The 26,321-nt window shown below is 68.6% G+C and carries 30 protein-coding genes; 15 read left to right on the forward strand and 15 right to left on the reverse strand.

Annotated features, from left to right (window positions below):
• The first annotated feature begins 83 nt into the window (after positions 1–83).
• The 4 genes from AC5Y6X_RS17355 to AC5Y6X_RS17370 all read left to right on the forward strand — a co-directional run bounded on the left by AC5Y6X_RS17355 (position 84) and on the right by AC5Y6X_RS17370 (position 3,145).
• Positions 84–1,019 carry a hydrogen peroxide-inducible genes activator gene (locus AC5Y6X_RS17355; RefSeq protein WP_499987851.1) on the forward strand — a complete coding sequence of 312 codons (936 nt, stop codon included), beginning with the start codon at positions 84–86 and terminating at the stop codon, positions 1,017–1,019.
• A gap of 195 nt (positions 1,020–1,214) precedes the next feature.
• The gene (locus AC5Y6X_RS17360) at positions 1,215–1,928 is read left to right on the forward strand and encodes an EthD domain-containing protein (RefSeq protein ID WP_499987853.1); all 714 of its coding nucleotides are present in this window, start codon (positions 1,215–1,217) and stop codon (positions 1,926–1,928) included.
• On the forward strand, positions 1,925–2,368 hold the full coding sequence (locus AC5Y6X_RS17365) for a PPOX class F420-dependent oxidoreductase (protein WP_499987855.1): 444 nt from the start codon (positions 1,925–1,927) through the stop codon (positions 2,366–2,368). The genes AC5Y6X_RS17360 and AC5Y6X_RS17365 overlap by 4 nt, the downstream gene beginning before the upstream one ends.
• A 24-nt stretch (positions 2,369–2,392) precedes the next feature.
• Positions 2,393–3,145 (forward strand): enoyl-CoA hydratase/isomerase family protein, encoded by a 753-nt coding sequence (locus tag AC5Y6X_RS17370; protein ID WP_499987857.1) that lies wholly within the window; start codon positions 2,393–2,395, stop codon positions 3,143–3,145.
• A gap of 11 nt (positions 3,146–3,156) precedes the next feature.
• On the opposite strand, the gene AC5Y6X_RS17375 is transcribed toward AC5Y6X_RS17370, so the two are convergent.
• On the reverse strand, positions 3,157–3,336 hold the full coding sequence (locus tag AC5Y6X_RS17375; protein ID WP_324676826.1) for a (2Fe-2S)-binding protein: 180 nt from the start codon (positions 3,334–3,336) through the stop codon (positions 3,157–3,159).
• Between the two features lie 275 nt (positions 3,337–3,611).
• Between AC5Y6X_RS17375 and bfr the strand changes: the two genes are divergently transcribed.
• From bfr to AC5Y6X_RS17400, 5 genes are all read left to right on the forward strand, one after another.
• Positions 3,612–4,091, forward strand: a complete 480-nt coding sequence (gene bfr / locus AC5Y6X_RS17380; protein WP_324676828.1) for a bacterioferritin — start codon at positions 3,612–3,614, stop codon at positions 4,089–4,091.
• A 68-nt stretch (positions 4,092–4,159) separates the two neighbouring features.
• Positions 4,160–6,256, forward strand: a complete 2,097-nt coding sequence (locus AC5Y6X_RS17385; RefSeq protein WP_499987860.1) for an MDR family MFS transporter — start codon at positions 4,160–4,162, stop codon at positions 6,254–6,256.
• Positions 6,253–6,747 (forward strand): carboxymuconolactone decarboxylase family protein, encoded by a 495-nt coding sequence (locus tag AC5Y6X_RS17390; protein WP_499987862.1) that lies wholly within the window; start codon positions 6,253–6,255, stop codon positions 6,745–6,747. Before AC5Y6X_RS17385 ends, AC5Y6X_RS17390 begins: the two co-directional genes overlap by 4 nt.
• A gap of 22 nt (positions 6,748–6,769) precedes the next feature.
• Positions 6,770–8,122 (forward strand): type I glutamate--ammonia ligase, encoded by a 1,353-nt coding sequence (locus tag AC5Y6X_RS17395; protein ID WP_499987864.1) that lies wholly within the window; start codon positions 6,770–6,772, stop codon positions 8,120–8,122.
• Positions 8,119–9,243, forward strand: coding sequence for an amidohydrolase family protein (locus AC5Y6X_RS17400; RefSeq protein ID WP_499987866.1), 1,125 nt, complete (start codon positions 8,119–8,121; stop codon positions 9,241–9,243). Before AC5Y6X_RS17395 ends, AC5Y6X_RS17400 begins: the two co-directional genes overlap by 4 nt.
• Positions 9,244–9,255: 12 nt before the next feature.
• Here the strand turns inward: AC5Y6X_RS17400 and AC5Y6X_RS17405 are convergent, their stop codons facing one another.
• From AC5Y6X_RS17405 to ag85B, 9 genes are all read right to left on the reverse strand, one after another.
• Positions 9,256–9,552, reverse strand: a complete 297-nt coding sequence (locus AC5Y6X_RS17405) for a DUF732 domain-containing protein (protein WP_324676838.1) — start codon at positions 9,550–9,552, stop codon at positions 9,256–9,258.
• Positions 9,553–9,797: 245 nt separating this feature from the next.
• The gene (locus AC5Y6X_RS17410; protein WP_499987868.1) at positions 9,798–10,247 is read right to left on the reverse strand and encodes a nuclear transport factor 2 family protein; all 450 of its coding nucleotides are present in this window, start codon (positions 10,245–10,247) and stop codon (positions 9,798–9,800) included.
• A 123-nt stretch (positions 10,248–10,370) separates the two neighbouring features.
• A complete protein-coding gene (locus tag AC5Y6X_RS17415) occupies positions 10,371–11,693 on the reverse strand; it encodes a cytochrome P450 (RefSeq protein WP_499987870.1) in 1,323 nt (440 codons plus the stop codon).
• Positions 11,694–11,714: 21 nt separating this feature from the next.
• Positions 11,715–12,125, reverse strand: a complete 411-nt coding sequence (locus AC5Y6X_RS17420) for a lipoprotein LpqH (protein WP_420715875.1) — start codon at positions 12,123–12,125, stop codon at positions 11,715–11,717.
• A 16-nt stretch (positions 12,126–12,141) separates the two neighbouring features.
• Positions 12,142–12,996 carry an SDR family oxidoreductase gene (locus AC5Y6X_RS17425; protein ID WP_499987872.1) on the reverse strand — a complete coding sequence of 285 codons (855 nt, stop codon included), beginning with the start codon at positions 12,994–12,996 and terminating at the stop codon, positions 12,142–12,144.
• The gene (locus tag AC5Y6X_RS17430; RefSeq protein ID WP_499988382.1) at positions 12,993–13,481 is read right to left on the reverse strand and encodes an SRPBCC family protein; all 489 of its coding nucleotides are present in this window, start codon (positions 13,479–13,481) and stop codon (positions 12,993–12,995) included. Before AC5Y6X_RS17430 ends, AC5Y6X_RS17425 begins: the two co-directional genes overlap by 4 nt.
• Before the next feature lie 45 nt (positions 13,482–13,526).
• Entirely contained in the window at positions 13,527–13,940 is a 414-nt protein-coding gene (gene rpfC, locus AC5Y6X_RS17435; RefSeq protein WP_499987874.1) for a resuscitation-promoting factor RpfC, read from the reverse strand.
• Between the two features lie 143 nt (positions 13,941–14,083).
• Positions 14,084–14,680 carry a chorismate mutase gene (locus tag AC5Y6X_RS17440; RefSeq protein WP_499988384.1) on the reverse strand — a complete coding sequence of 199 codons (597 nt, stop codon included), beginning with the start codon at positions 14,678–14,680 and terminating at the stop codon, positions 14,084–14,086.
• 17 nt (positions 14,681–14,697) lie between these two features.
• A complete protein-coding gene (gene ag85B / locus AC5Y6X_RS17445) occupies positions 14,698–15,687 on the reverse strand; it encodes a diacylglycerol acyltransferase/mycolyltransferase Ag85B (RefSeq protein WP_499987875.1) in 990 nt (329 codons plus the stop codon).
• Between the two features lie 585 nt (positions 15,688–16,272).
• Here ag85B and AC5Y6X_RS17450 point away from each other — a divergent pair.
• A complete protein-coding gene (locus AC5Y6X_RS17450) occupies positions 16,273–17,385 on the forward strand; it encodes a DUF7159 family protein (RefSeq protein ID WP_499987876.1) in 1,113 nt (370 codons plus the stop codon).
• Between the two features lie 19 nt (positions 17,386–17,404).
• Here the strand turns inward: AC5Y6X_RS17450 and AC5Y6X_RS17455 are convergent, their stop codons facing one another.
• On the reverse strand, positions 17,405–17,953 hold the full coding sequence (locus AC5Y6X_RS17455; protein ID WP_499987878.1) for a YceI family protein: 549 nt from the start codon (positions 17,951–17,953) through the stop codon (positions 17,405–17,407).
• Positions 17,954–17,965: 12 nt separating this feature from the next.
• A complete protein-coding gene (locus AC5Y6X_RS17460; RefSeq protein ID WP_499987879.1) occupies positions 17,966–19,222 on the reverse strand; it encodes a cytochrome P450 in 1,257 nt (418 codons plus the stop codon).
• Positions 19,223–19,464: 242 nt separating this feature from the next.
• Here AC5Y6X_RS17460 and AC5Y6X_RS17465 point away from each other — a divergent pair, with 242 nt between their 5' ends.
• From AC5Y6X_RS17465 to AC5Y6X_RS17475, 3 genes are all read left to right on the forward strand, one after another.
• Positions 19,465–19,863 carry a hypothetical protein gene (locus AC5Y6X_RS17465; RefSeq protein ID WP_324676858.1) on the forward strand — a complete coding sequence of 133 codons (399 nt, stop codon included), beginning with the start codon at positions 19,465–19,467 and terminating at the stop codon, positions 19,861–19,863.
• A 65-nt stretch (positions 19,864–19,928) separates the two neighbouring features.
• Positions 19,929–20,219, forward strand: coding sequence for a hypothetical protein (locus AC5Y6X_RS17470; RefSeq protein ID WP_499987881.1), 291 nt, complete (start codon positions 19,929–19,931; stop codon positions 20,217–20,219).
• 65 nt (positions 20,220–20,284) lie between these two features.
• Positions 20,285–20,512, forward strand: coding sequence for an Rv1893 family protein (locus AC5Y6X_RS17475; protein WP_324676861.1), 228 nt, complete (start codon positions 20,285–20,287; stop codon positions 20,510–20,512).
• Positions 20,513–20,517: 5 nt separating this feature from the next.
• On the opposite strand, the gene AC5Y6X_RS17480 is transcribed toward AC5Y6X_RS17475, so the two are convergent.
• Together AC5Y6X_RS17480 and AC5Y6X_RS17485 are read right to left on the reverse strand one after the other, a co-directional pair.
• The gene (locus AC5Y6X_RS17480) at positions 20,518–21,648 is read right to left on the reverse strand and encodes a nitronate monooxygenase (RefSeq protein WP_499987884.1); all 1,131 of its coding nucleotides are present in this window, start codon (positions 21,646–21,648) and stop codon (positions 20,518–20,520) included.
• Positions 21,649–21,768: 120 nt separating this feature from the next.
• Positions 21,769–22,233 carry a hypothetical protein gene (locus AC5Y6X_RS17485; protein WP_499987885.1) on the reverse strand — a complete coding sequence of 155 codons (465 nt, stop codon included), beginning with the start codon at positions 22,231–22,233 and terminating at the stop codon, positions 21,769–21,771.
• A gap of 185 nt (positions 22,234–22,418) precedes the next feature.
• On the opposite strand from AC5Y6X_RS17485, the gene AC5Y6X_RS17490 reads away from it, so the two are divergent.
• On the forward strand, positions 22,419–24,350 hold the full coding sequence (locus AC5Y6X_RS17490; protein ID WP_499987887.1) for a flavin-containing monooxygenase: 1,932 nt from the start codon (positions 22,419–22,421) through the stop codon (positions 24,348–24,350).
• Between the two features lie 10 nt (positions 24,351–24,360).
• A complete protein-coding gene (locus AC5Y6X_RS17495) occupies positions 24,361–25,386 on the forward strand; it encodes an alcohol dehydrogenase family protein (RefSeq protein ID WP_499987889.1) in 1,026 nt (341 codons plus the stop codon).
• A gap of 1 nt (position 25,387) precedes the next feature.
• On the opposite strand, the gene AC5Y6X_RS17500 is transcribed toward AC5Y6X_RS17495, so the two are convergent.
• Positions 25,388–26,296 (reverse strand): class I SAM-dependent methyltransferase, encoded by a 909-nt coding sequence (locus AC5Y6X_RS17500; protein WP_499987890.1) that lies wholly within the window; start codon positions 26,294–26,296, stop codon positions 25,388–25,390.
• Positions 26,297–26,321: the final 25 nt, after the last annotated feature.

Consider the following 26,321-nt stretch of genomic DNA (forward strand, 5'->3'; position numbering starts at 1 on the left):
CTACTCAAGATTAGCCTTCTGCACCCATGATGCCGGGAATCCAGTCAGAAGTAAAAGTGATATTTCGCACTATACTTATTGGCATGCCCGATAAGAGTTATCAGCCCACCATTGCCGGGCTGCGCGCCTTCGTCGCGGTCGCCGAGAAGCGGCACTTCGGCAGCGCCGCAACGACTCTCGGCGTGAGCCAGTCGACGCTGTCGCAGGCGTTGGCGGCGCTGGAGGCCGGCGTCGGCACCCGCCTCATCGAGCGATCGACGCGGCGGGTCCGCGTCACGACCGAGGGCATGCAACTCCTACCGTTCGCCCAAGCCGTCGCCGAGGCGGTGGAGGCCTTCGCCGGCGCCGCGGCGGGGGCATCGGACCCGCTGCACGGCACCATGCGACTGGGGATGATCCCCACCGTGGCGCCCTACGTGCTGCCGGCGGTGCTGGCCGGCCTGGCGCGTCGCCTGCCCGCGCTCACGCTGCGGGTGGTGGAGGACCAGACCGAACGACTGCTGGCGGCGCTGCGCGACGGGGCACTGGACGCAGCGCTGATCGCGCTGCCCGCCGATGCCCCCGGGGTCACCGAGATACCGATCTACGAAGAGGATTTCCTGCTCGCGGTCCCGCCGGGGCATCCGCTTTCCGGCCGGCACCGGGTGCCGGCCGCGGCGTTGGCGCGGCTGCCGTTGCTCCTGCTGGACGAGGGGCACTGCCTGCGCGATCAGGCCCTCGACGTCTGCAAGAAGGCGGGCGTGCCCGCCGAGCTCGCCGACACCCGGGCCGCATCGCTGGCGACCGCCGTGCAGTGCGTGACCGGCGGGTTGGGCGTGACCCTGATCCCGCAGAGCGCGGTGGCGGTGGAGGCCGCGCGCGGCGGGCTCGGGCTTGCGCGGTTCGCGACTCCCCGCCCCGGCCGGCGGATCGGCCTGGTGTTCCGCTCCTCGAGCGGGCGCGACGAATCCTATCGGCGGCTCGCCGGCATCATCGGCGAGTCGGTCGGCGGCGAGCACAAGGTCCGGCTGGTCACGTAGGGGTTGATCACCTAGCGGCGGTGTGCAGGTTGGGGTGTGAATCGTTGGCTTTGGGTGTGAGCTGAGGGCGTCGAAATCGCGAAATCCCCGCCGTGGGCTCACTCTCAAAGCCGTAGCTTCACGCCGAAAGCCCTAGCTTCACACTCAATTAGTAGGCGGCGGCCTGATCGCCCAGCGGCCCTGTAGGTTCAGCCCATGGAGAAGGTCATCGCGGTACTCATGCGCGCCGACGCCGACGACGAGTGGTGCGCCCGGCAGCGGGGCCCGGTCGCCGATGCGCTGCTGGGGCTGGGCGTGCCGGGGCTGGCCGTCAACGTCCGTGACGGCTCGGTCCGGCACTCGTTGATGACGCTGACGACGCTGGACCCGCCGGTCGCCGCGGTCGTCAGCCTGTGGACCCAGCAGTGCTACGGGAAGCAGACGGCGGCCGCGCTGGACCTGCTCGGCAGGGAATGTGAGCTGCTGGGCGCCTACCTGGTGACGGAGTCGGTCCCGCTGCCCGGGCCGGCCGTCCAATCCGGCGCTCGCACACCGGGTTTGGCCAACATCGCGCTGCTGCGCCGGCCGGCCGCCCTCGACCAGGAGACCTGGCTGACCCGCTGGCAGCGCGACCACACGTCGGTGGCCATCGAGACCCCGTCGACGTTCGGCTACACCCAGAACTGGGTGGTACGCACGCTCACCGAAGGGGCCCCGGGAATCGCCGGCATCGTCGAGGAGTTGTTCCCCGCGGAGGCAATCACCGACCTGAAGGCGTTCTTCGGCGCCGCCGACGACGCCGACCTGCAGGACCGCCTGAGCCGGATGGTCGCCAGCACAACCGCATTTGGCGCCAACGAGAACATCGACACCGTGCCGACCAGCCGGTACGTGTTCCGGTCGCCCTTCACAGGACAGGACAGCGCATGACGACACTCGACGACGCGGTGGCGCTGGCGGCGGCCGAAAGCGGCCTGGCGGTGGTGTCCACCGTTCGTGCCGACGGCACCGTGCAGGCTTCGTTGGTCAACGTCGGCCTGTTGCCGCACCCGGCCACCAGCCGGCCGTCGCTCGGCTTCACCACGTACGGCAAGGTCAAACTCGCCAACCTCCGGGCCCGGCCGCAGCTGGCGGTCACGTTTCGCAACGGTTGGCAGTGGGCCACCGTCGAGGGCCGCGCCGAGTTGGCCGGGCCCGACGACGCGCAGCCCTGGCTGACGGACGCCGACCGGTTGCGGTTGCTGCTGCGCGAGGTCTTCACCGCGGCGGGCGGCACGCACGACAACTGGGACGAGTACGACCGGGTGATGGCCGACGAGCGGCGCGCCGTGGTGCTGATCGAACCGACCCGCGTCTACAGCAACGGGTAATCCACCACCCGTTAGGCTGCACCCGTGATTCTGCGGATCGACGACGACAAACGGGTGCGCACCCTGACCCTGAACCGGCCCGAGGCGCTCAACGCGTTCAACGAAGCCCTCTACGACGCGACGGCCGAGGCTCTGTTGGCCGCCGCCAACGATCCCGACGTCGCCGTCGTGTTGTTGACCGGTGCCGGGCGCGGCTTCAGCGCCGGCACCGACCTCGCCGAGATGCAGGCGCGGATCAGCGACCCCGGCTTCACCCCGGGAAAGCACGGCTTCACCGGGTTGATCGACGCGCTCAGCGCGTTTCCGAAGCCACTGATCTGCGCGGTGAACGGCGTCGGGGTGGGGATCGGCGCCACGGTCCTCGGCTACGCCGACCTGGCGTTCATGTCCTCCACCGCCCGGCTGAAATGCCCGTTCACCAGCCTGGGCGTCGCCCCCGAGGCGGCTTCGTCATACCTGCTGCCGCAGCTGGTGGGCCGGCAGAACGCCGCCTGGCTGCTGATGTCGTCGGAATGGGTCGACGCCGACGAGGCGTTGCGGATGGGCCTGGTCTGGCGGGTGTGCGAGCCGGACGACCTGCTGCCCGAGGCCCGTCGGCACGCCGAAATCCTTGCCGCCAAGCCGATTTCGAGCCTGATGGCCGTCAAGCACACGATGGTCGAACCCGTCCGCCCGGACATCGCGGCGGCCAGCGCGCGGGAAAACGCTCACTTCGCCGAGCTGATGGGCGCGCAAGCCAACGCGGCGGCGCTGGCCGATTTCAACAAAAGAGGCTGAGCGGCAGCTCGCTACGGCGCGGGCTCCAATTGGCGCGCCGCGGCGATGATCGCGCGCAGCGTCTGCCTGCAGCGCCCGCAGTCGGCGCCGGCCCCGCACGCGGCGGCGACCTCCTTCGACGTGCACGCGCCCCGCGCTACCGCGTCGGACACCATGTGATTGGTGGCCCCGACACAGAGGCATACGTACATCAGCGCACCCTCCCCACGCGGGCGAAAGCCGAACGAACAAGCCTCATATTAGTGGAGTCTAACCTAAGAAGATTAGTGGAGTCTAACCTAACCATGGGTGACCTAAGTCATGCCCGGCACCCACCCAGCGACCCACTGAGCGCAGCCAAACCTTGCTGGAAGATTCGAAATCGGCGTGGCAAAGTGCTGCTGGTAACCCCCGGCAGGATGTGCCCCGGCCCGGCCCACCTCCCGGCGGCCCGACGTGACAGCCCCCTTCGACCGTAGGAGCGATCATGCAAGGCGACCCGGATGTTTTGCGCCTGCTCAACGAGCAGCTGACCAGCGAGCTCACCGCCATCAACCAGTACTTCCTGCATTCCAAGATGCAGGACAACTGGGGCTTCACCGAGCTCGCCGAGCACACCCGCGCCGAGTCCTTCGACGAGATGCGCCACGCCGAGGAGATCACCGATCGCATCCTGTTGCTCGACGGGTTGCCGAACTACCAGCGCCTCTTCTCGCTGCGCATCGGCCAGACGCTGCGCGAGCAGTTCGAGGCCGACCTGGCCATCGAATACGAGGTGATGGACCGGCTCAAGCCGGGCATCATCATGTGCCGGGAGAAGCAGGACAGCACCAGCGCCATCCTGCTGGAGAAGATCGTGGCCGACGAGGAAAAGCACATCGACTACCTGGAGACGCAGCTGGAGTTGATGGAGAAGCTGGGCGAGGAGCTGTACTCGGCCCAATGCGTCTCGCGCCCGCCTAGCTGATCGTCGGCGGATTGCCGCCGCCTGGCCGTGGGCACCCGTAAGCATCGGACGCCGACGGGAGGGCAGGCATGACGAGCGCGACACCGGCAGCGATCCCGGCCAGCCCGGCCGCCGAGTCCGCTCCCGAGAGCGTCGCCGTAGAGCCGCAGCGACGGAATTTCATCTTCGTGGCGGTCTTGCTCGGCATGCTGATGGCCGCGCTGGACCAGACGATCGTGGCGACCGCGCTGCCGACCATCGTCGCCGACCTCGGCGGGGCCGGCCATCAGTCGTGGGTGGTCACCAGCTACCTGCTGGCGTCGACCGTCATCACCGCCCTGGTCGGCAAGTTCGGTGACCTCTTCGGCCGCAAGAGGGTGTTCCAGGCCGCCGTCGTGTTCTTCGTCGCCGGGTCGGTGCTGTGCGGGCTTTCGCAGTCGATGGGCATGCTGGTGGCGTCGCGCGCGCTGCAGGGCATCGGCGGCGGCGGGCTCATGGTGACCGCCATGGCGCTGATCGGCGAGGTGATCCCGCTGCGGGATCGCCGCCGATACCAGGGCGCGATGGGCGCGGTGTTCGGCGTCACCACGGTGATCGGGCCGCTGCTCGGCGGGTACTTCACCGATCATCTGACGTGGCGCTGGGCGTTCTGGATCAACGTGCCGGTGTCGGTCGTGGTCTTCTTCGTGGCCGCGGCTGCCATCCCGGCGCTCAGCCAGCGGACCAGGCCGGTCATCGACTACGTCGGGATCCTGTTGGTCGGCCTGGGCGCCACGGGGCTGACGCTGGCCACCAGCTGGGGCGGGACCACCTACCCGTGGGGCTCGGCGACCATCGTCGGGCTGTTCGCCGGTTCCGCGGTGGCCCTCGGGATCTTCGTCGGGGTGGAAAGCCGTGTCGCCGAGCCGATCCTGCCGACCCGGCTGTTCGGCAGCCCGGTGTTCACGGTGTGTTGCGTGCTGTCGTTCGTGGTCGGGTTCGCGATGCTGGGCGCGCTGACGTTCCTGCCCACCTACATGCAGTTCGTCGACGGCGTCTCGGCGACCACGTCGGGCCTGCGCACCCTTCCGATGGTGGTGGGGATGCTGACCACCTCGATGGGTAGCGGCGCGCTGGTCGGCCGCACGGGCAGATACAAGGTCTTTCCGGTCGCGGGCACCGCGGTGATGGCGGTGGCGTTCCTGCTGATGTCGCGAATGGACGCGTCGACATCGGCGCTCCTGCAGTCGCTGTTCCTGGTGATCCTGGGCGCCGGGATCGGGATGTGCATGCAGACGCTCATCCTCATCGTCCAGAACACCTCGAGCTTCGACGACCTCGGCGTCGCCACCTCGGGGGTCACCTTCTTCCGCACGATCGGCGGCTCGTTCGGCGCGGCGATATTCGGTTCGCTGTTCACCAACTTCCTGCACAGCCGGATCGGCCCGGCCCTGGCGGCCGGCCACGCGCCCGCCGCCGCGGCGGCGTCACCCGGGGCGTTGCACCGGCTGCCGCACGCGGAGGCGGCCCCGATCGTGGCGGCCTACGCCACCTCGCTCACCCAGGTCTTCCTCTGCGCGGTGCCGGTCGCGGTGGTCGGGTTCGTGTTGGCGCTGTTCCTGCGCGAGGTCCCGCTGCGCGACATCCACGACAGCACAGTCGATCTCGGCGACGCGTTCGGGATGCCCACCAGCGAGACGCCCGATCAGATGCTGGAGAACGCCATCGCGCGGATGCTGCGCGGCGAACCGGGCATGCGGCTGCGCAGCATCGCGATGCGACCCGATTCGCGGCTCGACGTCGCCGGGTTGTGGGGCCTGCTGCGGATCAACCGCTACCACCAGGTGTACGGGGCGGCCCGGCTCACCGACATGGCCGACTACCTGCGCGTCCCGTTCGAGGTGCTGGAGCCCACCTTCGCCCGCCTGGTCGCCTCCGGCTACGCGCAGCGCGACGGCGACGACATGTGGCTGACCCCGGCCGGGGCCCAACAGGTCGCCTACGTGCACTCGCTGCTGGTGGCGTGGCTCACCGACAAGCTGGCCCGCTCGCCCGGCTACGCGGGCCGGCCGGATCACCGGCAGGTGCAGGCCGCGCTCGAACGCGTCGCGCATCGCGTTGTGGCCCAACGCGATTGGCACGAGGAACGCCCGACGGCGGCCGTCCAGACGGTAGGCCCGGGGGATGGGCGTACCATCACGCCATGAGCCGAATCGGAACGTTCGCCGACGACGACATCTACAGCTGGGCCTCGAAATCCCCGGACCTCGGCGGCGCGATCGCCAACTTCAGCCAGGCGGTCTACACCAAGAACCGGTTGCCGATGCGCACCCGCGAGCTGGCCCGTGCGGTCATCGCCCACGACAACGAATGCACGGTGTGCATGAACACCCGCGACGCGGACGGCCCGGCCGCGGGCGTCGACGAGGAGCTCTACGAGCACGCGCTCGAGTGGCGCACCTGGCCGGGCTACAGCGAGCAGGAGCGCCTGGCGGCCGAGTTCGCCCACCGCTTCGGCACCGAGCACACCAAGTTGCGCGACGACGAAGACTTCTGGAGCCGGTGCAAGGAGCACTTCTCCGAGGAGCTGCTCGCCGACCTGGCCATGTCCTGCGCGCTGTGGGTCGGCATGGGACGCATGCTGCGAACCCTGGACATCGGCCAGGCCTGCAAGCTGACCCTGCCCAGCCGCGCCTAGCCACGCGACCCGTCGGGCTGCCATGACGGCCACACCGCTTGCCGCCGCGGCGATCGCCCAGCTGGAGTCCGAGGGCGTCGACACCGTCATCGGCACCGTGGTGAACCCGGCCGGGCTCACCCTGGCCAAGACGGTGCCGATCCGCCGGAGCAACACGTTCGCCGATCCCGGGCTGGGTGCCAGCCCGTCGTGGCACGTGTTCGCCATCGACCAGACCGGCATCGCCTTCACCGACGACGTCGGCGTGGTCGGGGATCAGCGGCTGCGCATCGACCTGTCCGCGCTGCGCATCATCGGCGACGGGCTGGCGTGGGCGCCGGCCGCGTTCTTCGAGCAGGACGGCACGCCCGTCGTCGCGTGTGCCCGCGGCACGCTGGGGCGGGTCGAGGCCGCGCTCGCCGACGCCGGCATCGAGGCAACGGTCGGCCACGAGATCGAATTCCTGCTGGTCGACCCGGACGGCGCGGCACTGCCGTCGGTGCTGTGGGCGCAGTACGGCCTGGCCGGCGTGCTCGAACACGAGGCCTTCATCCGGGACGTCCTCGCGACGGCCACCACCGCCGGCGTCGGAATCGAGCAGTTTCATCCCGAGTACGGCCCCAACCAGTTCGAGATATCGTTGTCGCCGCTGCCGCCGGTGGCCGCGGCCGACCAGCTGGTGCTGACCCGGATCATCGTCGGCCGGGCCGCCCGCCGTCACGGGCTGCGCATCAGCCTGTCACCGGCCCCGTTCGCCGGCAGCGTCGGATCCGGTGCACACCAGCACTTCTCGCTGGTCGCGCCCGAGGGTCCGCTGTTCTCCGGCGGGACCGGGGCCGCGGGCATGACACCGGCGGGGGAGAGCGCGGTGGCGGGGGTGATTCGCGGGCTGCCCGAGGCGCAGGGCGTGCTGTGCGGATCGATCGTGTCCGGCCTGCGGCTGCGGCCCGGCAACTGGGCCGGCGCCTATGCGTGCTGGGGCACCGAGAACCGCGAGGCCGCAGTGCGATTCGTCCAGGGCGGCCCGGGCAGCGCGCACGGCGGCAACGTCGAGGTGAAGATCGTCGACCCCTCGGCGAATCCGTACCTGGCGTCGGCGGCGATCCTCGGGCTGGCGCTCGACGGGATCCGGGGGCACGCGACGCTGCCGCCGGAGACGACGATCGACCCGGCGAAGCTCTCCGGTTCGGAGCGCGAGCGCAACGGCGTGCTGCAATTTCCCGAGGCGCAGGCGGAAGCGATTGCCGCGCTGGATAATTCGGAGTTGCTGCGGGGCATCCTGGGGGATCCCGTGGTCGACACGGTCGTCGCGGTCCGCCGCCTGGAGCACGACCGCTACGGCGCCCTGGACCCCGAGCGGCTGGCGGACAAGTTCCGGATGGCCTGGAGCCTGTGACGGTCCCCGACGGCGATCTGGCCCGGCACATCGGCGAAGTGCCGCTGATCGATCAGCACGTGCACGGCTGCTGGCTGGCGCCGGGGGACCGGCGCCGGTTCGAGAACGCGCTCAACGAGGCCAACACCGAACCGGTGGCGTACCCGGGTTTCGACTCACAGCTCGGCTTCGCGGTGCGCGCCCATTGCGCCCCTCTGCTGGGGTTGCCCAAACACGTTGACCCGCAGTCCTATTGGGAGCGGCGCAGCGAATTCACCGAGGATGGGCTGGCCCGCCTGTTTCTGCCGGCCGCCGGGGTCAGCGACTGGCTGGTGGACACCGGGATCGGCGCCGGGGTCGCCGATCCCGGGCAGCTGAGCGAGCTGTCCGGCGGCCGCGCCCACGAGGTCGTCCGGCTCGAGCAGGTCGCCGAGCAGGCCGCGCGGGCGCCCGGCGACTACGCGTCGGCGTTCGAGGAGATCCTGCACCGGCGGATGGCCACGGCCGTCGGCGCCAAGTCGATCCTGGCGTACCGGGGCGGGTTCGACGGCGACCTGACCGAGCCGTCCCCGCCGCAGGTCGCCGAGGCCGCCGCGCGGTGGCGCGACCGCGGCGGGACCCGGCTGCAGGATCGCGTCCTGCTGCGTTTCGGCCTGCATCAGGCGCTGCGGCTGGGCAAGCCGCTGCAATTCCACGTCGGCCTCGGCGACCGGGACTGCGACCTGCACAGGGCCAACCCGCTGTATCTGGTCGACTTCATGCGGCAGTCCGGCGACACCCCGATCGTGCTGCTGCACTGCTACCCCTACGAGCGCGAGGCCGGCTACCTGGCCCAGGCCTTCAACAACGTCTACCTCGACGGCGGGCTGAGCGTGAACCAGCTCGGTTCCCGCGCGCCCGCGTTCATCGCCCGGCTGCTGGAATTGGCGCCCTTCCCCAGGATCGTGTACTCGTCGGACGGGTTCGGGCCCGCCGAATTGCACTTCCTCGGTGCCAGGTTGTGGCGCAACGGCATTCATCGCGTGCTGCGCCGATTCGTCGACGACGGCGACTGGTGCGAAAGCGACGCGAAGCGGGTGGTCGACCTTATCGCCTACGAAAACTCCGCCCGCGTCTACGACCTCGACGCGGGGAGCCGCTGAGAGCGCGTGCCGTCAGCTGCTGCCGTCCTTGGGCATGTACTGCGGGCAGTATTCCTTGATGCTCACGCCGACGAAGTAGCCCGCGTGGTAGGCGGGCATGTTGCTGCTGTTGATCACGTCGGCCGCCACCTGGCTGGGCGTCATGCCCTGGTCCAGTTTCGAACAAACCGTGTGACCGGCCTCGATCGCGTGACCGGTGGACACGTGGTCGGTGATGCCCTCGGACTTCAACGCTTTCAGGAACTTGTCGTCGTTGGTCTCGGCGTGAGCGACCGAGACCGCTCCCCATGGGCCAAGCAACACGACCATGACAGCTACTAGCAGGCGGATAGCCATTTCGGGTTCACCCTTCCATCGAATCGATGTGCACTTGATCCGGCGGGCGGTGCCGGCGCCGCCGGCAGTAGCTGCAGCCCAACGACTTTCCGGAGAATCGCTCGCCAGGACGGCTGGTAGCCCCTGGTGCCGCCGCCCACACCGGCGATCGAAAGAATTCACGCACCGGCCATCAGCCGGTCAGGTGCCCGTTGCCGGGTGGTAAAGAAGCCGAACCGTCAGACCAGACCGGTCGCGTCGAACACCCAGCTGGTGTCCCCGGTGGCCAGGCCCTCGAAATGATTGGGCGGCGCGAAGCTGACGAGGCTGTTCATGTCCCAATAGTCTTTCCAGACAGCGATTTTGCCGTCGACCACCTTGTGCACCGTGACGAACCTCAGGACGCCCCGCTCGCCCGTCGCGAAAGTCCAAGTCTCGGAATGCTCGTAGATGGCGTCGGGGCCGTTGCACACCAACAGGCCCTCGTGGTTCTCGTAGCCCGCCAGCGGCTCCAGCCCCATCTTGAGCCGCTTCACGATGTTCTCCGGGCCCCGCGCCGACAACGCGGGGACCGGCATGTCGGCATAGAGGCAGTCGTCTGAAAGGAACGTCTTGACCGCGTCCCAATCCCGTCGCGAAAGCGCATCCCACAGCCCGGTCACGGCCGCTGTCGTAGAAACCTCAGTCATAGCGGCCAAATAAACCCGGTTGCCGCACGGGTGTCAACCAGCGTGGGGCCTATGGACGAATCCGAGGCGGTGCCCGTACTCAGGGCCCACACTCGGCGCACCCACACGGCGCCGGCGATCGGCCTACACGTCGACCGGCGCCAGTGATCGTGCCGGGCCCAGGTCCACCGGCAGGCTCGACCAACCCCGCAGCACCCGGGTGTCGCGCCGGCTCCCGGCCCCCGCCGCCCGCACGTCGGGGAAGCGCTCGAAGAACGTGCGCAGCCCGACTTCGCCCTCGGCGCGTGCGAGAGCGGCCCCCAGGCAGAAGTGCCTGCCCCCGGAGAACGCGAGATGCTTTCCCGCATTGGGGCGTTCGATGTCGAAGCGGTGCGGATCGGGAAACACCGACGGGTCCCGGTTGGCGGCGGCCAGGTACACCACCACCAGGTCCCCGCGCCCGATCCGGGTGCCCGCGAGCTCGGCGTCGTTGATGGCGATGCGCGCGGTGAGCTGCACCGGCGATTCCAGCCGCAGGATCTCTTCGACCGCGTTGGGCCACAACTCGGGGCGCCGGCGCAGCGTCTCCAGGTGCTCGGGCGCGTCGAGCAGCATGCGAATCCCGTTTCCCAGCAGGTTCACCGTGGTTTCGAACCCGGCGGCGAGCACCAGCCCCGCGATCGCCTGGAGTTCGGTTTCGTCGAGATGCGTTTCGGCAGAGCCACTTTCGGCCGCCTGGATCAACTGGCTCATCAGGTTGTCGCTCGGGGCGCGCCGCAGTTGCTGCAGGTGGTCGGCGAGCCAGAAGTTGAATCCGGCGATCCCCTGCTGCACGCTGCGGTACTGCCGCCACGGCAAGCCGAAGTCCAGGCTCGGCGCGCCCAGCTCGCCGAACTCCAGGATGCGCGGGCGGTCCTGCTCGGGCACCCCGAGGATGTCGCTGATGATCGCGACCGGAAGCTGCGAGCAGTACCGCGCGACGATGTCGACGACGCCGGACTCGTCGGCGAGCCGATCCAGCAGATCGGTGGCGGTCCGCTCGACCCGCTCGCGCAGCGCGGCGACGGCCCGGGAGGTGAACACCGCCGACACCGTCTTGCGGTAGCGGGTGTGGTCGGGCGGCTCGACGGCCAGCAGCGAGGGCGCGCGCAGCGGATGCAGGAGGTCGTCGCGGGCCTGGCGCTCCAGCCACCGCAGCGGCGCCGGCAGGTTCGCGCCGATCTCGAGCACCCGGAAGTCGTCGGACCGCAGCAGCTCATGGCAGAGCGCGTGGTCGACGGCGAGGTAGCTGACGCGGCTCTTCACCAGCGGGCCCAGCGCGCGCACCTCGTCGTAGAACGGCACCGGGTCGGCGGCCACCTTCGGGTCGGCGACCAGCCTGGCCTGCATGTCGCCCCGCCGGACTCCGATTCGCGCGACGCCCCGGATGAAGCCGTGCATCGCAAGCCAGTGCAATCTGTCCTTCACGGGTCCAAGCCTAGGCGGGCGTCAGCACTCGGCGCTGATCTTGAAGTCCGTCGTGACGACCTTGTTGGGGTTGCTGCTGTTGATGCCGTAGGCGCTGCCGGTGATGGTGTACGCGCGGTTGGTGAGCTCGACGTGGGCGCTTCCGACCCCGCCCTCCCAGAAGCTGCCGGTGAACCCGTCGATGTTGCGGATCTTCACCCACTGCGGGATGGCCCGATCGCCGCTGAACAGCACCACGGCCTCCACCTGGCCGTCGCGGTCGCGGATGTCGATGGTCCGGTACGACTGCATCTGGCTGCAGGCGGGGGGACGCGCGGAGTGGGTGGCCCCGTCGATGGTCAAACGGGCCGCCCGAAGCGGCGTGGTCTGCGCCTGCCCGCACCCGGCTACGACGGCGACGCAGGCGACGATGACGAAAGCGGTCGCGATCATCCGTTTCTGCACGGGGTCACTCCTTCACTGCGGATTCACTGGCCGATTTCGGCATCAGCCCGGGTAGGGATTTGACGATGCGGCCCCGCACGAACTCCGGGCTCAGACCCTTGAGCAGATCGATCACTCGAATGCTCTTGGGCACGTACCAGTGCAACCGCCTCGGGTGGTGGTAGGCCTGCCACGCCGCCTCGGCCACGCTGGTCGCGGGCATCAGCCGGAACAAGCCCTTCCTGGGCGCGGTGGCGCGGAGCTCCTCGGCGGACATCGTCGCCGCGGCATCGTCGGAGTGGTTGGTCGTGGTGGTCAGGATGGCGGTGTCGATCAGGCCGGGGAGCACGTCGGCGACGCGCACGCCGTGCCGCTGCCATTCGACGCTCAGCGCCTCGGTCAGCCCCTTGACCGCGTGCTTGGTTGCCGAATACACCGCGATGCGCGGCATCCCGTAGGTGCCCGACGACGACGACGTCGAGAACATCAGGCTGCCGGGGGTCTTCTTCAGGTAGGGCAGCGCGGCGTAGGCGCCGGTCAGCACCGCCTTGAAGTTCACCTCGACCACGCGCATGGCGGCCTCGTGTGGCACGTCCTCGAACCAGCCGGACTCGCCGATCCCGGCGTTGTTCCACATCATGTCGAGCCCACCGTCGGTGTTTCCGGCGCAGAAGTCGGCCAGCGCCCCGTCCAGGGCGGCCTTGTCCGTCACGTCGACGACACGGGTCCACAGCCGCTCGGCCCCGAGCTCCCGGCCGAGCGACGCGAGCCCGTCGCCGTTGCGGTCCACCGCGCCGACCCGCCAGCCGTTGGCATGGAAGAGCTTGGCGCCCTCGCGGCCCATGCCGCTGCCGGCCCCGGTGATGAAGATCGATTTCATCTCGAGCCCGTCGAGCCCGCCTCGACCACATCTTTGATGCGGTTCAGCGTTTTGGTCATGTCGCGGATGTTGCGGCGCTTGCGCAGGAAGCCGCCCAGCAACCAGTACACGCCGAGCCACGGCGCGGGGTTGAGGCGAAAAGATTCGGTGACGTCCGTGCCGTCGCCGGAGGGTGCCAACCGGTAATGCCAATTGTTGACCGGGCGGTCGCCGAGCATGACCGCGAAGCCGAACTCACGGCCGGGTTCGCACGCGGTCACCTTGCACGTCGTCCAGTACACCGGGCCGATCTCGTTTCGCCGGACGTGGCCACGGAATTTGGCGCCCAGCGCCGGGCCGGTGGCGTCGCCCAGCCATTCCGCCTCGATGACTTCCGGGGAGAACCGTCCCGTGTTGCGGACGTCCGCGATGAGCTCCCAGATCTTGTCCGCGGGCGCCTTCATATGAACCGTCGCCGAACCTTCCATGGCCTGATCCAAACACAGCTTCGTGCCGGGTCATAGACCGGAGACGGCCACCGCGGGTCGTCATCAATGGGGGATGCTCGCCTGAATGATCCCGTTGATGATTTGCTTGATGCCCTGTGCGGGATGCGAATACAGCCCGATCGGCAGGCCCGAGGCGGTGCCGCACTTCGGCCACGGCTCCACGCCCTCTTCGGCGAAGACCCGGTTGGCCACCGCGATCTGCTCCTCCCGCGACGCGGCCGCCGGGTTGCCGACGCCGCCGTAGCGGGCCCAGGTGCTCGGCTTGAACTGCAGCCCACCGTATTCGCCGTTTCCGGTGTTGGCGTGCCAGTTGCCGCCGGACTCGCATTGGGCGACCGCGTCCCAGTTGGGGGCGACGGGCGCGGCGCCGGCCACGGCGGTGGGGAAAGACAGCGACGCTGCAACGAACCCGCCGACCATGATGGACTTGACGAGAGGCTTGCAGAGTTTACTCATGTCCAACAATTCGGCGGCTGTGTCCGAAGCGTTACCAATTCGAAAATTGGGTGAGATTGGCTCAGACAGGGCGTCTATCAGCCGAAATCGGGTTACCGGCAGCCGAAAGGCAAAGCTTTAGAGATCAATGAGAAATCAGTAAATCAGCCCTGGCAATATGACCGGGTCGCCGATGTCAGCGCCTGTTGATAAAGGGCGTCGAGCCCGCGGGCCCGGACGACACCGTTGCTGGCGGCGTCGAGCTGCGGGGCGCACGCCGACGCGTGCAGCAGATCCCAATTGGCGACGATCTGGGTCAGCATCGTCTCGTTGAGGGCGTCGATCGCCGAGCGCGACGCCGACAGGTCCGGCGAACCGGCGGGCGCGCCGGCCGGGTCGAGCTTCCAGTCCGCGAAGCGGCGGTACTCGATGGCCTCGGTCGCGTCGATCTGGTCGGCGAAGACGCGGGTGACGTAGTCGGGGTCGACGTGCCGGGCGGTGGCCTCGGCCGCGATCTCGGCGAGCTCCTGCTGCACGCGGCCGGGGTCCTCGACGGCGCCGTGCGTCCTCCATTTCGCGGCGGCGACGGGCTCGGCGACCTGCAACCGCTGCGCGGCGGCGTCGACCAATTCGGTCAGGGGACTGGTGTCGTCGGCTCGTGCGGATGGCGCAGGCACCGCGGCCAGCACCGCCAGCGCCGCGACCGCAACGGCCCCGAACGCGCTACTGCGCCTGACGTTGTCGTCAAGCGCAGTAGCGATGTTCGGACCGGGCGGGGTTATCCGCCGCCGCCGGGGGTGGCGCCCAGGCTGCTCTGCAGGTCGCCCTTCATGGCGTTGAGCTGCGCGCCCCAGTACTCCCAGCTGTGCGTTCCGTAGGCCGGGAAGTTGAACACGGCGTTGTGGCCGCCCGCGGCGTTGTAGGCGTCCTGGAACTTCTTGTTGACACCGATCATGAAGTTGCTCTCCAGGAACGTGGCCGGCAAGTTGGCGCCGCCCAGTTCGTTCGGGGTCCCGTTACCGCAGTACACCCAGAGCCGGGTGTTGTGTTCGACGAGCAGGTTGACGTTGACCAACGGGTCGTTGCGTTGCCACGCGGGGTCGTTGTCCGGCCCCCACATGTCTTCCTTCTTGTAGCCGCCCGCATCGCCCATCGCCAGGCCTATCCAGCCCTGCCCGGTGGACGGGCTGAGGTAGCCGGACAGCGAACCGGCGTAGACGAACTGGCCCGGGTGATAGTTCGCCAGATTCATCGCCGATGCACCCGCCATCGAGATACCCACCGCGGCGCTGCCGTTCGGCTTGACGCTCCGCTGCGACGACAGGTAGCCCGGCAGCTCGCTGGTCAGGAATGTCTCCCACTTGTAGGTCGAACAGCCGGCCTTACCGCACGCCGGGCGGTACCAGTCGGTGTAGAAGCTGGACTGCCCACCGACCGGCATGACGATCGACAGGCCCGACTTGTAGTACCACTCGAACGCCGGGGTGTTGATGTCCCAACCGTTGTAGTCGTCCTGGGCACGCAGGCCGTCGAGCAGGTACACGGCCGGCGAGCCGCTTCCGCCGCTCTGGAACTGGACCTTGATGTCACGGCCCATCGCCGCGGACGGAACTTGCAGGTACTCGACGGGCAGACCCGGGCGCGAGAACGCCCCCGCAGTCGCCGAACCCCCCGCAAGACCGATCAGGCCCGGCATGGTGGCAGCCGCCGCCGCGCCGACCAATAGCCGGCGCCCCCAGGCCCGGATCTTCTCGCTCACGTCTGTCATACCTGCTCCCTTGTCCTTTGTCGTGGGGTGCCCTCGGCAGAATTTACCGTGGCAATAGGCCAAATGTCGATTAGGACGCGAAGCAATCTCGGTTTGGTATCGGTTAGCGGCCACCGAAATTGCGCCGACGACGCGCGGGCCCTGCGCGGCGCGCGCGGCCGGAAGCGCCAGGCAGCGAGACCCGCACCGAGCACCCCGGGCCGGCGCGGCGAACAGCACAACGCGCAATACATAAAGGTCGTCTGATCAAAATGCCCGACCCGATCTCGCGGAGATCTACCGCGCCCCAGGCACCCCGTCGAACGTTTGCCCGTATTGGCGGCCGGGATCCCGGAACGCTTCGGCCACTGGATCGATTCAAGTTTTCGTCCCGCGCCGCGGTTGTCATCTGCGGCTTTGGTTCGGGCTCCGCACCGGCGCGGCCGGGCCCGGATCGACCGCGTAGGCTCTCCCGAAGCAAGCCGACGGAGACCAACGCAATCCTGGTCCGTTCCGGCCCTCACGAATCACCGCACCGGCGGACTTCATGGTGCGCGTCGGTTTGGCCGAGGGCGTCGGAGGTCCGGGAACGATCGAGGTGCAAATTTGGACGCGGTACTAGGGCTATCAGTCACGCCGGCCACCGTCGGGTGGGTTCTCGCCGAAGGGCACGGTGCCGACGGCACCATCGTGGACCATCGGGAGCTGGCGCTGCATGCCGGCCGCGGAGTGCGCGCCGTGGGCACCGCGGAGCAGGTGGCCCACGAGGTGTTGCGGGTGGACGCGCGCGCGGCCGCGAGCGATCACCACCTGCGGGTCATCGGGGTCACCTGGAACGACGACGCGGCCGCCCAGGCCGCGCTGCTGCAGGAGGCGCTGACCGACGCGGGTTTCGACAACGTCGTGCCGGTGCGGAGGCTCGATGCCGTCGAGACCCTGGCGCGCGCCATCACGCCCGTGATCGGTTACGACCAGACGGCGGTCTGCATCCTCGAGCACGAGTGGGCGACGGTCGTCATGGTCGACACCCATGACGGCGAGACCCAAACCGCCGTCAAGCATGTGCGCGACGGCTTCGACGGGCTGACCCACTGGCTGACCGGGATGTTCGAACGCGACGGATGGCGCCCGGGCGGGGTCGTCGTCGTCGGCGCGGACGACGACATCGACGGGCTTTCCTGGCAACTCGAAAAGGCTTTGCCCGTACCGGTTTTCGCGCAAACCATGGCACAGGTGACGGTGGCCCGGGGCGCGGCGCTGGCGGCGGCGTCCAGCACCGAGTTCACCGACGAGCAACTTGTCGCCCGCGCCCACGAACCCGACGCCGCGCCCGCGCGGCCCCGGCAGTTGTCCTATGCGGGGGCGGTGACCGCGTTGGCCGCCGGCGCGGTCACTTTCGTCGCGTCCGTATCGCTCGCGGTGGGTATCCAGCTGGCGCCGGCCGCCCAGCCCGGTGCGCCGAGGCACGCGGTGCACCCGCCGACACCCCAAGTCGCCGAGGCCGTCGCGCCCGCCGTCGCACCGCCCCGGGAGACCGAGCAGGCGGCCCCGCACCCCAAGGCGCCCATCGGCGAGCCGGAAGTGCCGCCGGCCGCGCCCGACGAGCAGCATGCCGCCGCCGCCGAACCGCAACCGGACCCGAACGGCCGGCAACCGTACCTGACCCGGGTGCTCGAGCACATACCCGGCGACGCCGGCGATTCCGGCACCGCGCCCTGAGTCGCGGCAGCGCCCCGGGTCAATCGCCCTTGGGGTGCACCGCGGTGAACGACACCGTCACCTCGTCGGCGACCTTCACCGAACCCATCAGCAGCGAAAAGGGTTTGACGCCGTAGTCGGACTGGCGAACCGCGGATTCGGCCGACATTCGCCACGAGTCACCGAGATCCTCTGTGCGCAAACCGACTACGTGGCTTCGCGACTTCCCGTTGATGTGCAGTTTTCCGGCGAGGCGGTACCCGTCGTCGGTCTTGTCGATCGCGTCGGCGGCGAAGCGGATCTCCGGGTGACGGCCGGCGTCCAACGACTTCAACGCATTCGAGCGCACCAGGGTTTTCTCGGGACCGGACAATCCTTTGACCCCGCCCTCGCCGCGCAGCACCTCGAGCGAATCGACCTCGACGGTCAGCTCAGCGGTGGCCGGTTCGGTGTCGGCCCAGGCCACCGTCGCCTCCCAGCGCGTCATCGCGATGGTGAGCCGATGGCCCATTCGCGCGGCCCTGCCCTCCACGCCGGTGCGAACCAACAGCTCACCGTCGGATGCGGAGATCGTCCATAGGTCGGTCACAGACCGACTGTGTCACACAGGGGATTTCGCCGCGCCGTTGGTGTGGTAGTCCACCTGCCAGTGCTTGATCCCGTTGAGCCAGCCCGACCGCAGCCGCTCGGGTTTGCCGATCGATTCCAGGTCCGGGATGCCGTCGGCGATCGCGTTGAACATCAGGTCGATCGTCATCCGCGCCAGGTTTGCGCCGATGCAGTAGTGCGCGCCGGTGCCACCGAACCCGACGTGCGGGTTGGGATCACGCAGGATGTTGAAGGTGAACGGGTCGTCGAACACCTCCTCGTCGAAATTGGCTGAGCGATAGACCATTACGACCCGCTGGCCCTTCTTGATCTGCACGCCGGACAGCTCGTAGTCCTCCAGCGCGGTGCGCTGAAACGACGTGACCGGGGTGGCCCACCGGACGATCTCGTCGGCCGCGGTCGCGGGGCGCTCCCTCTTGAACAGCTCCCACTGGTCGGGAAAGTCGGTGAAGGCCATCATGCCCTGGGTGATGGAGTTGCGGGTGGTCTCGTTGCCGGCCACCGCCAGCAGGATCACGAAGAAGCCGAATTCGTCGTCGGAGAGCTTGTGGCCGTCGATGTCGGCCTGGACCAGCTTGGTGACGAGGTCTTCCCCCGGGTTCTTCGTGCGCTCGGCGGCCATCTGCATGCCGTACATGATCAGCTCGACCGAGGCGGTGATGGCGTCGTTGCCGGCGAATTCGGGGTCCTGGTCGCCGACCATCTCGTTGGACCAGTGGAAGAGTTTCTTGCGATCCTCCTGCGGCACCCCCATCAGCCCGGCGATGGCCTGCAGCGGCAGCTCGCACGACACCTGTTCGACGAAGTCACCCCGGCCCTGGGCGGCGGCCTCCTCGACGATGCGGCGGGCGCGCTCGGCGAGGTCCCCGCGCAGGCGCTCGATGGCTCGGGGAGTGAAGGCCCGCGAGATGATCTTGCGCAGCCGGGTGTGCTGCGGCGCGTCCATGTTGAGCAGGACGAACTTGCCACGCTCGATCTGCTCGCCGACCGTGCCGTCCTTGTAGCGCGGCAGCGCGGTCTTCGCCAGGCTGGAGAAGACGTCGCTGCGCAACGAGACCTCTTTCACGTCCTTGTGCTTGGTCACCACCCAGAAGCCGCCGTCGTCGAACCCGCCGGCGCCGTAGGGCTGCTCGTTCCACCAGATCGGCGCGGTTCGACGCAACTCGGCCAGTTCTTCGACCGGCAACCGCTCGGCGTGGATGTCCGGGTCGGTGAAATCGAACCCGGGAGGGAGATTGGGGGTTGGCATGAACCACTCCTCGATACGACGTGTTCTAGTGCCAATAAACCATTGCCACACCCCGGTTGGGAAGCACTGACGCAAGATCGGCACCCCCGAATTGCAACGTGTTCAGTGGGCCCGGCCGTCGGGACCGGGGCGGGGTTTCCGTCGGCTCGCGCAACGAACCTTGTGGCCCGCGGCGCAATGGATATGCTTTGGTCCAGGTCACCGGCGCAGGCCGGGCGAGGGTAACGGAAGGGTAGGCGCGCATGATCCGCGAAATACTTGCCGTCGCTGCGATGACGGGGGGTGCCATCAGCGTGGCGCCGTGCGCGGCCGCCGGTTACGACGGCGACGTGCCGGGCATGAACTATGAGGCCTCGCTGGGGGCGCCGTGCGACAACTACGAGCGCTTCATCTTCGGCCGCGGCCCCAGCGGCCAGGCCGAGGCCTGTCATTTCCCGCCGCCGAATCAGTTCCCCGCGGCCACCACCGGCTACTGGGTCATCTCCTATCCGCTGTACGGGGTGCAGCAGGCCGGCGCGAAGTGCCCGGGCCCGCAAGCGGCGGCACAGTCCCCGGCGGGCCTGCCCATGCTTTGCCTGGGCGATCAGGGCTGGCAAGAGGGATGGTTCACCGGGGCAGGGTTCTTCCCGCCCGCCGGGTGACCGGCTGACACTTCTCCTCCGGGCGACGCTGTCTGCGGTATCAAGGAGGGAAGAGGTGAGCAGCGATGCGTCAGGATCAGCCCGTCCGGGCACCCATCCCACGATGGCTGCGCTTTGTCCTGGCGTCCGATCGCGCCGGCTCGGCCTGGTACGTCGGGACCGGGTTCTTCTTCGCGCCGGTGCTCGCCGTGCTGTCGCCGTGGCCCGTGGTCACCGCCGTGCTGTGGGCGATCATCGGGCTGGCGGGGTTATGGCTGGGGCTGCTCGGGGTGGCAATGGCCGTCGGGCTGGCGCGCGTATTGCGGTCCGGCGCCGAGATCCCGGAAGACTATTGGCGCAGCCTGGTGAACTACTGACCGCGAGGCCACCAAGCGCCGCGTTTAGAGTCGTACCGAAGGTCCTGCAACCGAAGGAGACTCCGATGGCTATCACTCCGAAAGATGTGGTCGACGCCGCCAAGGACATCGCGACCAACGCCGTCGAGAAGAGTTCCGACATCGTCGAACACGCCAGCGACATCATCCGCGGCGACATCGCCGGCGGTGCCAGCGGCATCGTTCAGAACTCGATCGAGATCGGCACGTATGCGGTGGACCGGGCGAAGGAGGTCTTCACCGGCAAGGGTGAAGTCGACGTCGACGACGAGTAGCGCCGTCAGACGCTGGCGGCGGCGTTGAGCTCGTCCAGCCTGTTCGTCGCCTCCAGGTACTCCTGCACCCAGCGCTCGATGACCGTCGAGGTCTTTTCCACCTTGTTGAACTGGCCGACGACCTGACCGACGGGATTGAACGCGACGTCGACGGTCTCGTTCGGGTATTTGTTCGTGGCCCGCACCGCCATGCCGGAAACCATGTACTGCAGCGGCATGCCGAGGGGCTTCGGGTTCTCGGGCTGCTCCCACGCCTCGGTCCAGTCGTTGCGCAGCATCCGGGCCGGCTTGCCGGTGAACGATCGGCTGCGCACGGTGTCGCGGCTGGTGGCCTTGGCGTATGCCGCCTGCTGAACCGGGGTGTTGGAGGCCTCCTCGACCATCAGCCACTGCGAACCGGTCCACGCGCCCTGGGCGCCCAACGCCAGCGCCGCCGCGATCTGCTGGCCGCTGCCGATGCCGCCGGCCGCGAGCACCGGTACCGGGGCCACCTCCTTGATCACCTGCGGCCACAACACAATCGAGCCCACCTCGCCGCAGTGTCCACCGGCCTCACCGCCCTGGGCGATGATGATGTCGACGCCCGCGTCGGCGTGCTTGCGGGCCTGCGACGGTGAGCCGCACAGCGCGGCCACCTTGAGGCCCGCGTCATGGATGTGCTTGATCATGTCGGCCGGGGGGGTGCCGAGCGCGTTGGCGATCATCTTCACCTTCGGGTGCTTGAGCGCCACTTCGACCTGCGGGGTGGCGGTCGCCTCCGTCCAGCCCAGTAACTGCAGGGTGTCCTCGTCGGCGTTTTCCACCGGGACACCATGGTCGGCGAGAATCTTCTTGGCGAAGTCCAGGTGCTCCTGCGGCACCATCTTGCGCAGCGTTTCGGCCAGCTCTTCCGCGGACAGGTGCGAGTCCATGCCCTCGTACTTGTTCGGGATGACGATGTCGACGCCGTAGGGGTGGTCGCCGATGTTCTCGTCGATCCACTTCAGCTCGATCTCGAGCTGCTCGGGCGTGAAGCCGACGGCCCCCAGCACGCCGAACCCCCCTGCCTTGCTGACGGCCACCACCACGTCGCGGCAGTGGGTGAAGGCGAAGATCGGGAACTCGATGCCGAGTTCGTCGCAAATAGGGGTGTGCATACCAACTCCTGGTGGACGCTCGCCGAATTGAAACGTGTTCTAGTTTAGTACGCACCCCGTTGACGAGGCCAGCCGGGCCTGACCGGCGCCGACGAACTACGACGTGTCGCAGGCTTCGCGTCAGACCGTCAGGGCGTGGGCCACCCACAGGACCAGGAATGCGAGCATGCAGCCGACGCAGACGAGGTGGTCGCGGCAGATGGAGCGGGCCAGCCGGGTCTGCTCGGGCGGGCCGTCGGTGCGGCGCCCCAGGCGAACGGCGTCGGGAACGGTTTGCGTCAACGCCAGCATGATGGGCAGGCCCGCGAGCAACGCCGACATCACCAGCAGCCAGGCGGGCTCGGGTCCCCGGGTGGCCTGAAACCCCAACGCGCCCAACATGATCAGCATCACCACGACGATCAGCCGGCCCATCGGTCGCGACGTGGTCGTCGCGCGGTGGTAATACCCGGCAATGGAGGCGAGCACGGACTCGGGCAGTTCGTCACCGGCGCCTCGGTGCCCGAGCACCTGGGTGTCGAAGATCAGATCCATCCAGAGGACGGCCAACAGGAATCCACTGCAGGCCGTGAGTAACGGGGCCACCGGTCATCCACCTCCCGCATGACGGGTCGTCTCGATTGTTTCCCACCGCGCGAGATCGGCACAGGGCCGCGGCCGGGTTCGCATCGCCCTTGATCCGCCGCGGCCCAAAAGGGTAGCGTGATGCTGCCAATTACGAAACGATGCGTAGCGTAATTGGTGCCCCGTCGACCGGAAGGATCGGCTTGATGCGCAGCCGTTACGCGGGCGATCCGTTCACCACGCCCACGGCCGAGATCGCGGCCGCGCTGGAGGACGTCAGCATTCCGACGCTGCTGCTTTCGCTCGTCCACATCACCGGCGACCCGCGATTCATCCGCGAGTTCAAGCAGATGGGCGTCTTCCTCAACGAGGTCCAGGGGTTCATGTCGGAGGAGGACAAGGCGCGGGCGCGCGCAACCGCGCTGCAGGTGATCACGGAGTATCGAGACCGCGGCTGCCCCGAACCCAAACCGCTGCCCCCCGAACTGATCAGGGAAATGCTGGACTGGGCGGCTTGCGAGCACGTTCCCGACGACTACCTTGCCCTGGTCTCCGAGGAGCTGGACCTCGACGGGGCCGACCCGCGCCGTCCGGCGCCCCTGCCGGCCGAGCGCGCGGCCGCGATTCCGGTGGTCGTCGTCGGCTGCGGCGAATCCGGCATCCTGGCCGGCGTGCGCCTCAAACAGGCCGGCATCCCCTTCACCATCGTGGAGAAGAACGCCGGCCCCGGCGGAACATGGTGGGAGAACAGCTATCCCGGCGCCCGCGTCGACGTGGCGAACCATTTCTATTGCTACAGCTTCGAACCCAACAACGACTGGACGCATTTCTTCGCCGAGCAGTACGAGCTGCAGGACTATTTCACCAAGGTGATGGACAAGCACGACCTGACCGGGCACGTGCAATGGAACACCGAGGTCCTCGCGGCCGAGTGGCGCGATGACGACGGCGTTTGGAACGTCAGGCTGCGCGCCGCCGACGGGCGGACCAGCACGCTGAGCGCGCGGGCCCTCATCACCGCCGTCGGTCAGCTGAATCGCCCGTATATCCCCGAATTCGACGGCGCCGACACCTTCGAGGGTCCGTCGTTTCACTCCGCGGCCTGGGATCACTCGGTCGACCTGACCGGCAAGCGGGTCGCGCTCATCGGGGCCGGCGCCAGCGGATTCCAGATCGCGCCGGCGATCGCCGGGGATGTGGAGCGCCTCACCGTCTTCCAGCGCACCGCGCAGTGGATGTTCCCGAATCCGATGTACCACGACGAGGTCGGCGACGGTGTGCGCTGGGCGATGCGGCATCTGCCGTTCTACGGCAGGTGGTACCGGTTTCTCGTGCTGTGGCCCGGCTCCGACAAGGGCCTCGACGCGGCGGAGGGCGACCCGAATTACGCCGATCAGGATTACGCCGTCAGCGACATCAACGCCGCCGCCCGGATGATGTTCAGCCAATGGATCACCAGCCAGGTCGGCGAAAACGACGACCTGCTGGCCAAGGTCATGCCCGACTATCCCGCCACCGGCAAGCGGACATTGCAGGACAACGGCAGCTGGCTGCGAACGCTGCAGCGGGACAACGTCGATTTGGTGCGCACCCCGATCCGCCGGATCGTGCCGCGCGGCGTGGTCACCGAGGACGGCGCCACCCACGACGCCGACGTCATCGTCTACGCCACCGGCTTCCGGCACACCGACGTGCTGTGGCCGTTGAAGATCACCGGCCGCGACGGGATCGACCTGCACGACATGTGGGGGAGCCGGCCGTACGCCCACCTGGGCATCACCGTTCCGGGTTTCCCCAACCTCTTCATCGTCTACGGTCCCGGAACACATCTCGCCCACGGCGGCAGCCTGATCTTTCAGTCCGAGCTGCAGATGCGCTACATCGACCAGTGCCTGCAGCGGCTGGCGGAGCCGGGCGTGCATTCCATGGAACCGCGCGCCGAGGCGGCCACCGATTGGCATCAGCGCACGCAGACCCAGATCAAGAAGATGGTGTGGTCGCATCCGGCCGTCAAACACTCCTACTTCAAGAACGCCGACGGGGAGATCCACACCGTCAGTCCGTGGCGCCTCAACGAGTACTGGGCCGCGGTCCGCGAGCCCGACTGGTCACAATTCGTTGTGCGACAAAGAAAGTGAGCACGTCAACATGCGCACCGTAGTCGTCGATGGGCCCCGCAGCATCCGGGTCGACACCCGCCCCGACCCGACGCTGTCCGGACCCGACGGGGCGATCGTCGAGGTCACCGCCGCGGGCATCTGCGGATCCGACCTGCACTTCTACGAGGCCGATTTCCCGCTCGCCGAGCCGATTACGCTGGGCCACGAGGCGGTGGGCGCCGTCGTCGAAACCGGGCCCGACGTGCGCACCGTCAAGGTTGGCGATCGGGTCATGGTGTCGTCGGTGACGGGCTGCGGCGCGTGCCCCGGCTGCGCGACTCGCGACCCGGTCATGTGCCACAACGGGTTTCAGATCTTCGGCGGGGGCGTGCTCGCCGGCGCGCAGGCGGACCTTCTCGCCGTGCCCGCCGCCGACTTCCAGCTGCTCAAGATCCCCGAGGCGATCAGCACGGAACAGGCGTTGCTGCTCACCGACAACCTCGCCACCGGCTGGGCGGCGGCGCGGCGCGCCGACATTCCTTACGGCGGCACCGTGGCGGTCATCGGGCTGGGCGCGGTCGGCCTGTGCTCGCTGCGCAGCGCGCTCTTCCAGGGCGCGGCAACGGTTTTCGCCGTCGATCGGGTCGACGGCCGCCTGGAACGCGCCGCCCGGTGGGGAGCGACGCCGATCGGGGCGCCGGCCGTCGAGGCCATCCTCGCCGCAACCGGGGGCCACGGGGCCGACGCGGTGATCGACGCCGTCGCCACCGACGCGTCCCTGACCGACGCGCTCAACGCGGTGCGGCCGGGAGGCACCGTCTCGGTTGTCGGCGTGCACGATATGAATCCGTTTCCACTCAACGCGCTGGGCTGCCTGATTCGCAGCATCACGCTGCGGATGACCACCGCGCCGGTGCAGCAGACCTGGCCCGAGTTGATCCCGCTGCTGCAGTCCGGCCGGCTCGACGTCGACGGCATCTTCACCACGACACTGCCTTTGGCCGAGGCGGCCAAGGGCTACGCGACCGCGGAGTCGCGGACTGGTGAGGACGTGAAGGTCCTGCTGACCCCGTAGCTCACCGGCTCGCCGTGATGTACTGCGAGCGCATGAAGCCGTCGATCTTGGCGTCCACGGCGGGCGGGGTCATGCCGTAACCGGCCTGCAACTCGAGGTTGTTGCGCACCGGTGCGACGGCCCAACCGTGCGCGGCCAGCCATTCCGCGGGGTCCGTCCTGGTCTCGTAGGTGAGCGCGGAGAAGTCCACGTCACCGGACATGTTGACCCCGGGGTGGGTCGACTCGAGAGCCTGCAGCTGGGCGCGGTCCAACCGTGATCCCAACGCGCCGATGGCGATTCGGCTGCCCGGTGCGCACAGCGCGGTGATCCGGGTGAAGAGGGCGTGCTGCGCTTCGTCGGTCAGGTAGGGCAGCACTCCCTCCACCGACCAGGCGCTGGGTCGTTGCGGGTCGAACCCGGCCGCCTTCAGCGGCGCGGGCCAGTCGGTGCGCAGATCGGCCCCGACCTCGGTTCGGCGGGCCTTGGCCACGGCGCCGTGCCCGTCGAGCACGCGCGCCTTGAATTCCAGCACCTTCGGCAGATCGACCTCGAAAACCGTTGTGCCCTCGGGCCACTCCAGGCGATAGGCCCGTGAGTCCAGACCGGCGGCGACGATCACCGCCTGGCGTATGCCGGCATCGCCGGCGGCGGTGAAGAAGTCGTCGAAGAACCGGGTCTGCACGCCGTAGAGGCGGGGAAAGGCGGTCTCGTCCTCGGTGATGCCCGGGTTGGCGAGCACGCCGGCGAGATACGGATCGCGCGAGGCCGCGATGAAAAGCTTCGCGTAATCGTCGCGGACCAACGGCTGCGGGCTCACGGCGTGCAGCGCGCGCCAGCCCGCCACCAGCAGCGCGGTGTAGCCGACGCCGCTGACGATGTCCCATTGGTCGTCGTCGGAACGGAGCGACCCGAATTCAGGCGTCGTCATGTCAGCCCAACCTACTCGCACCGAC

This window comes from Mycobacterium sp. NGS26 (assembly GCF_059813025.1).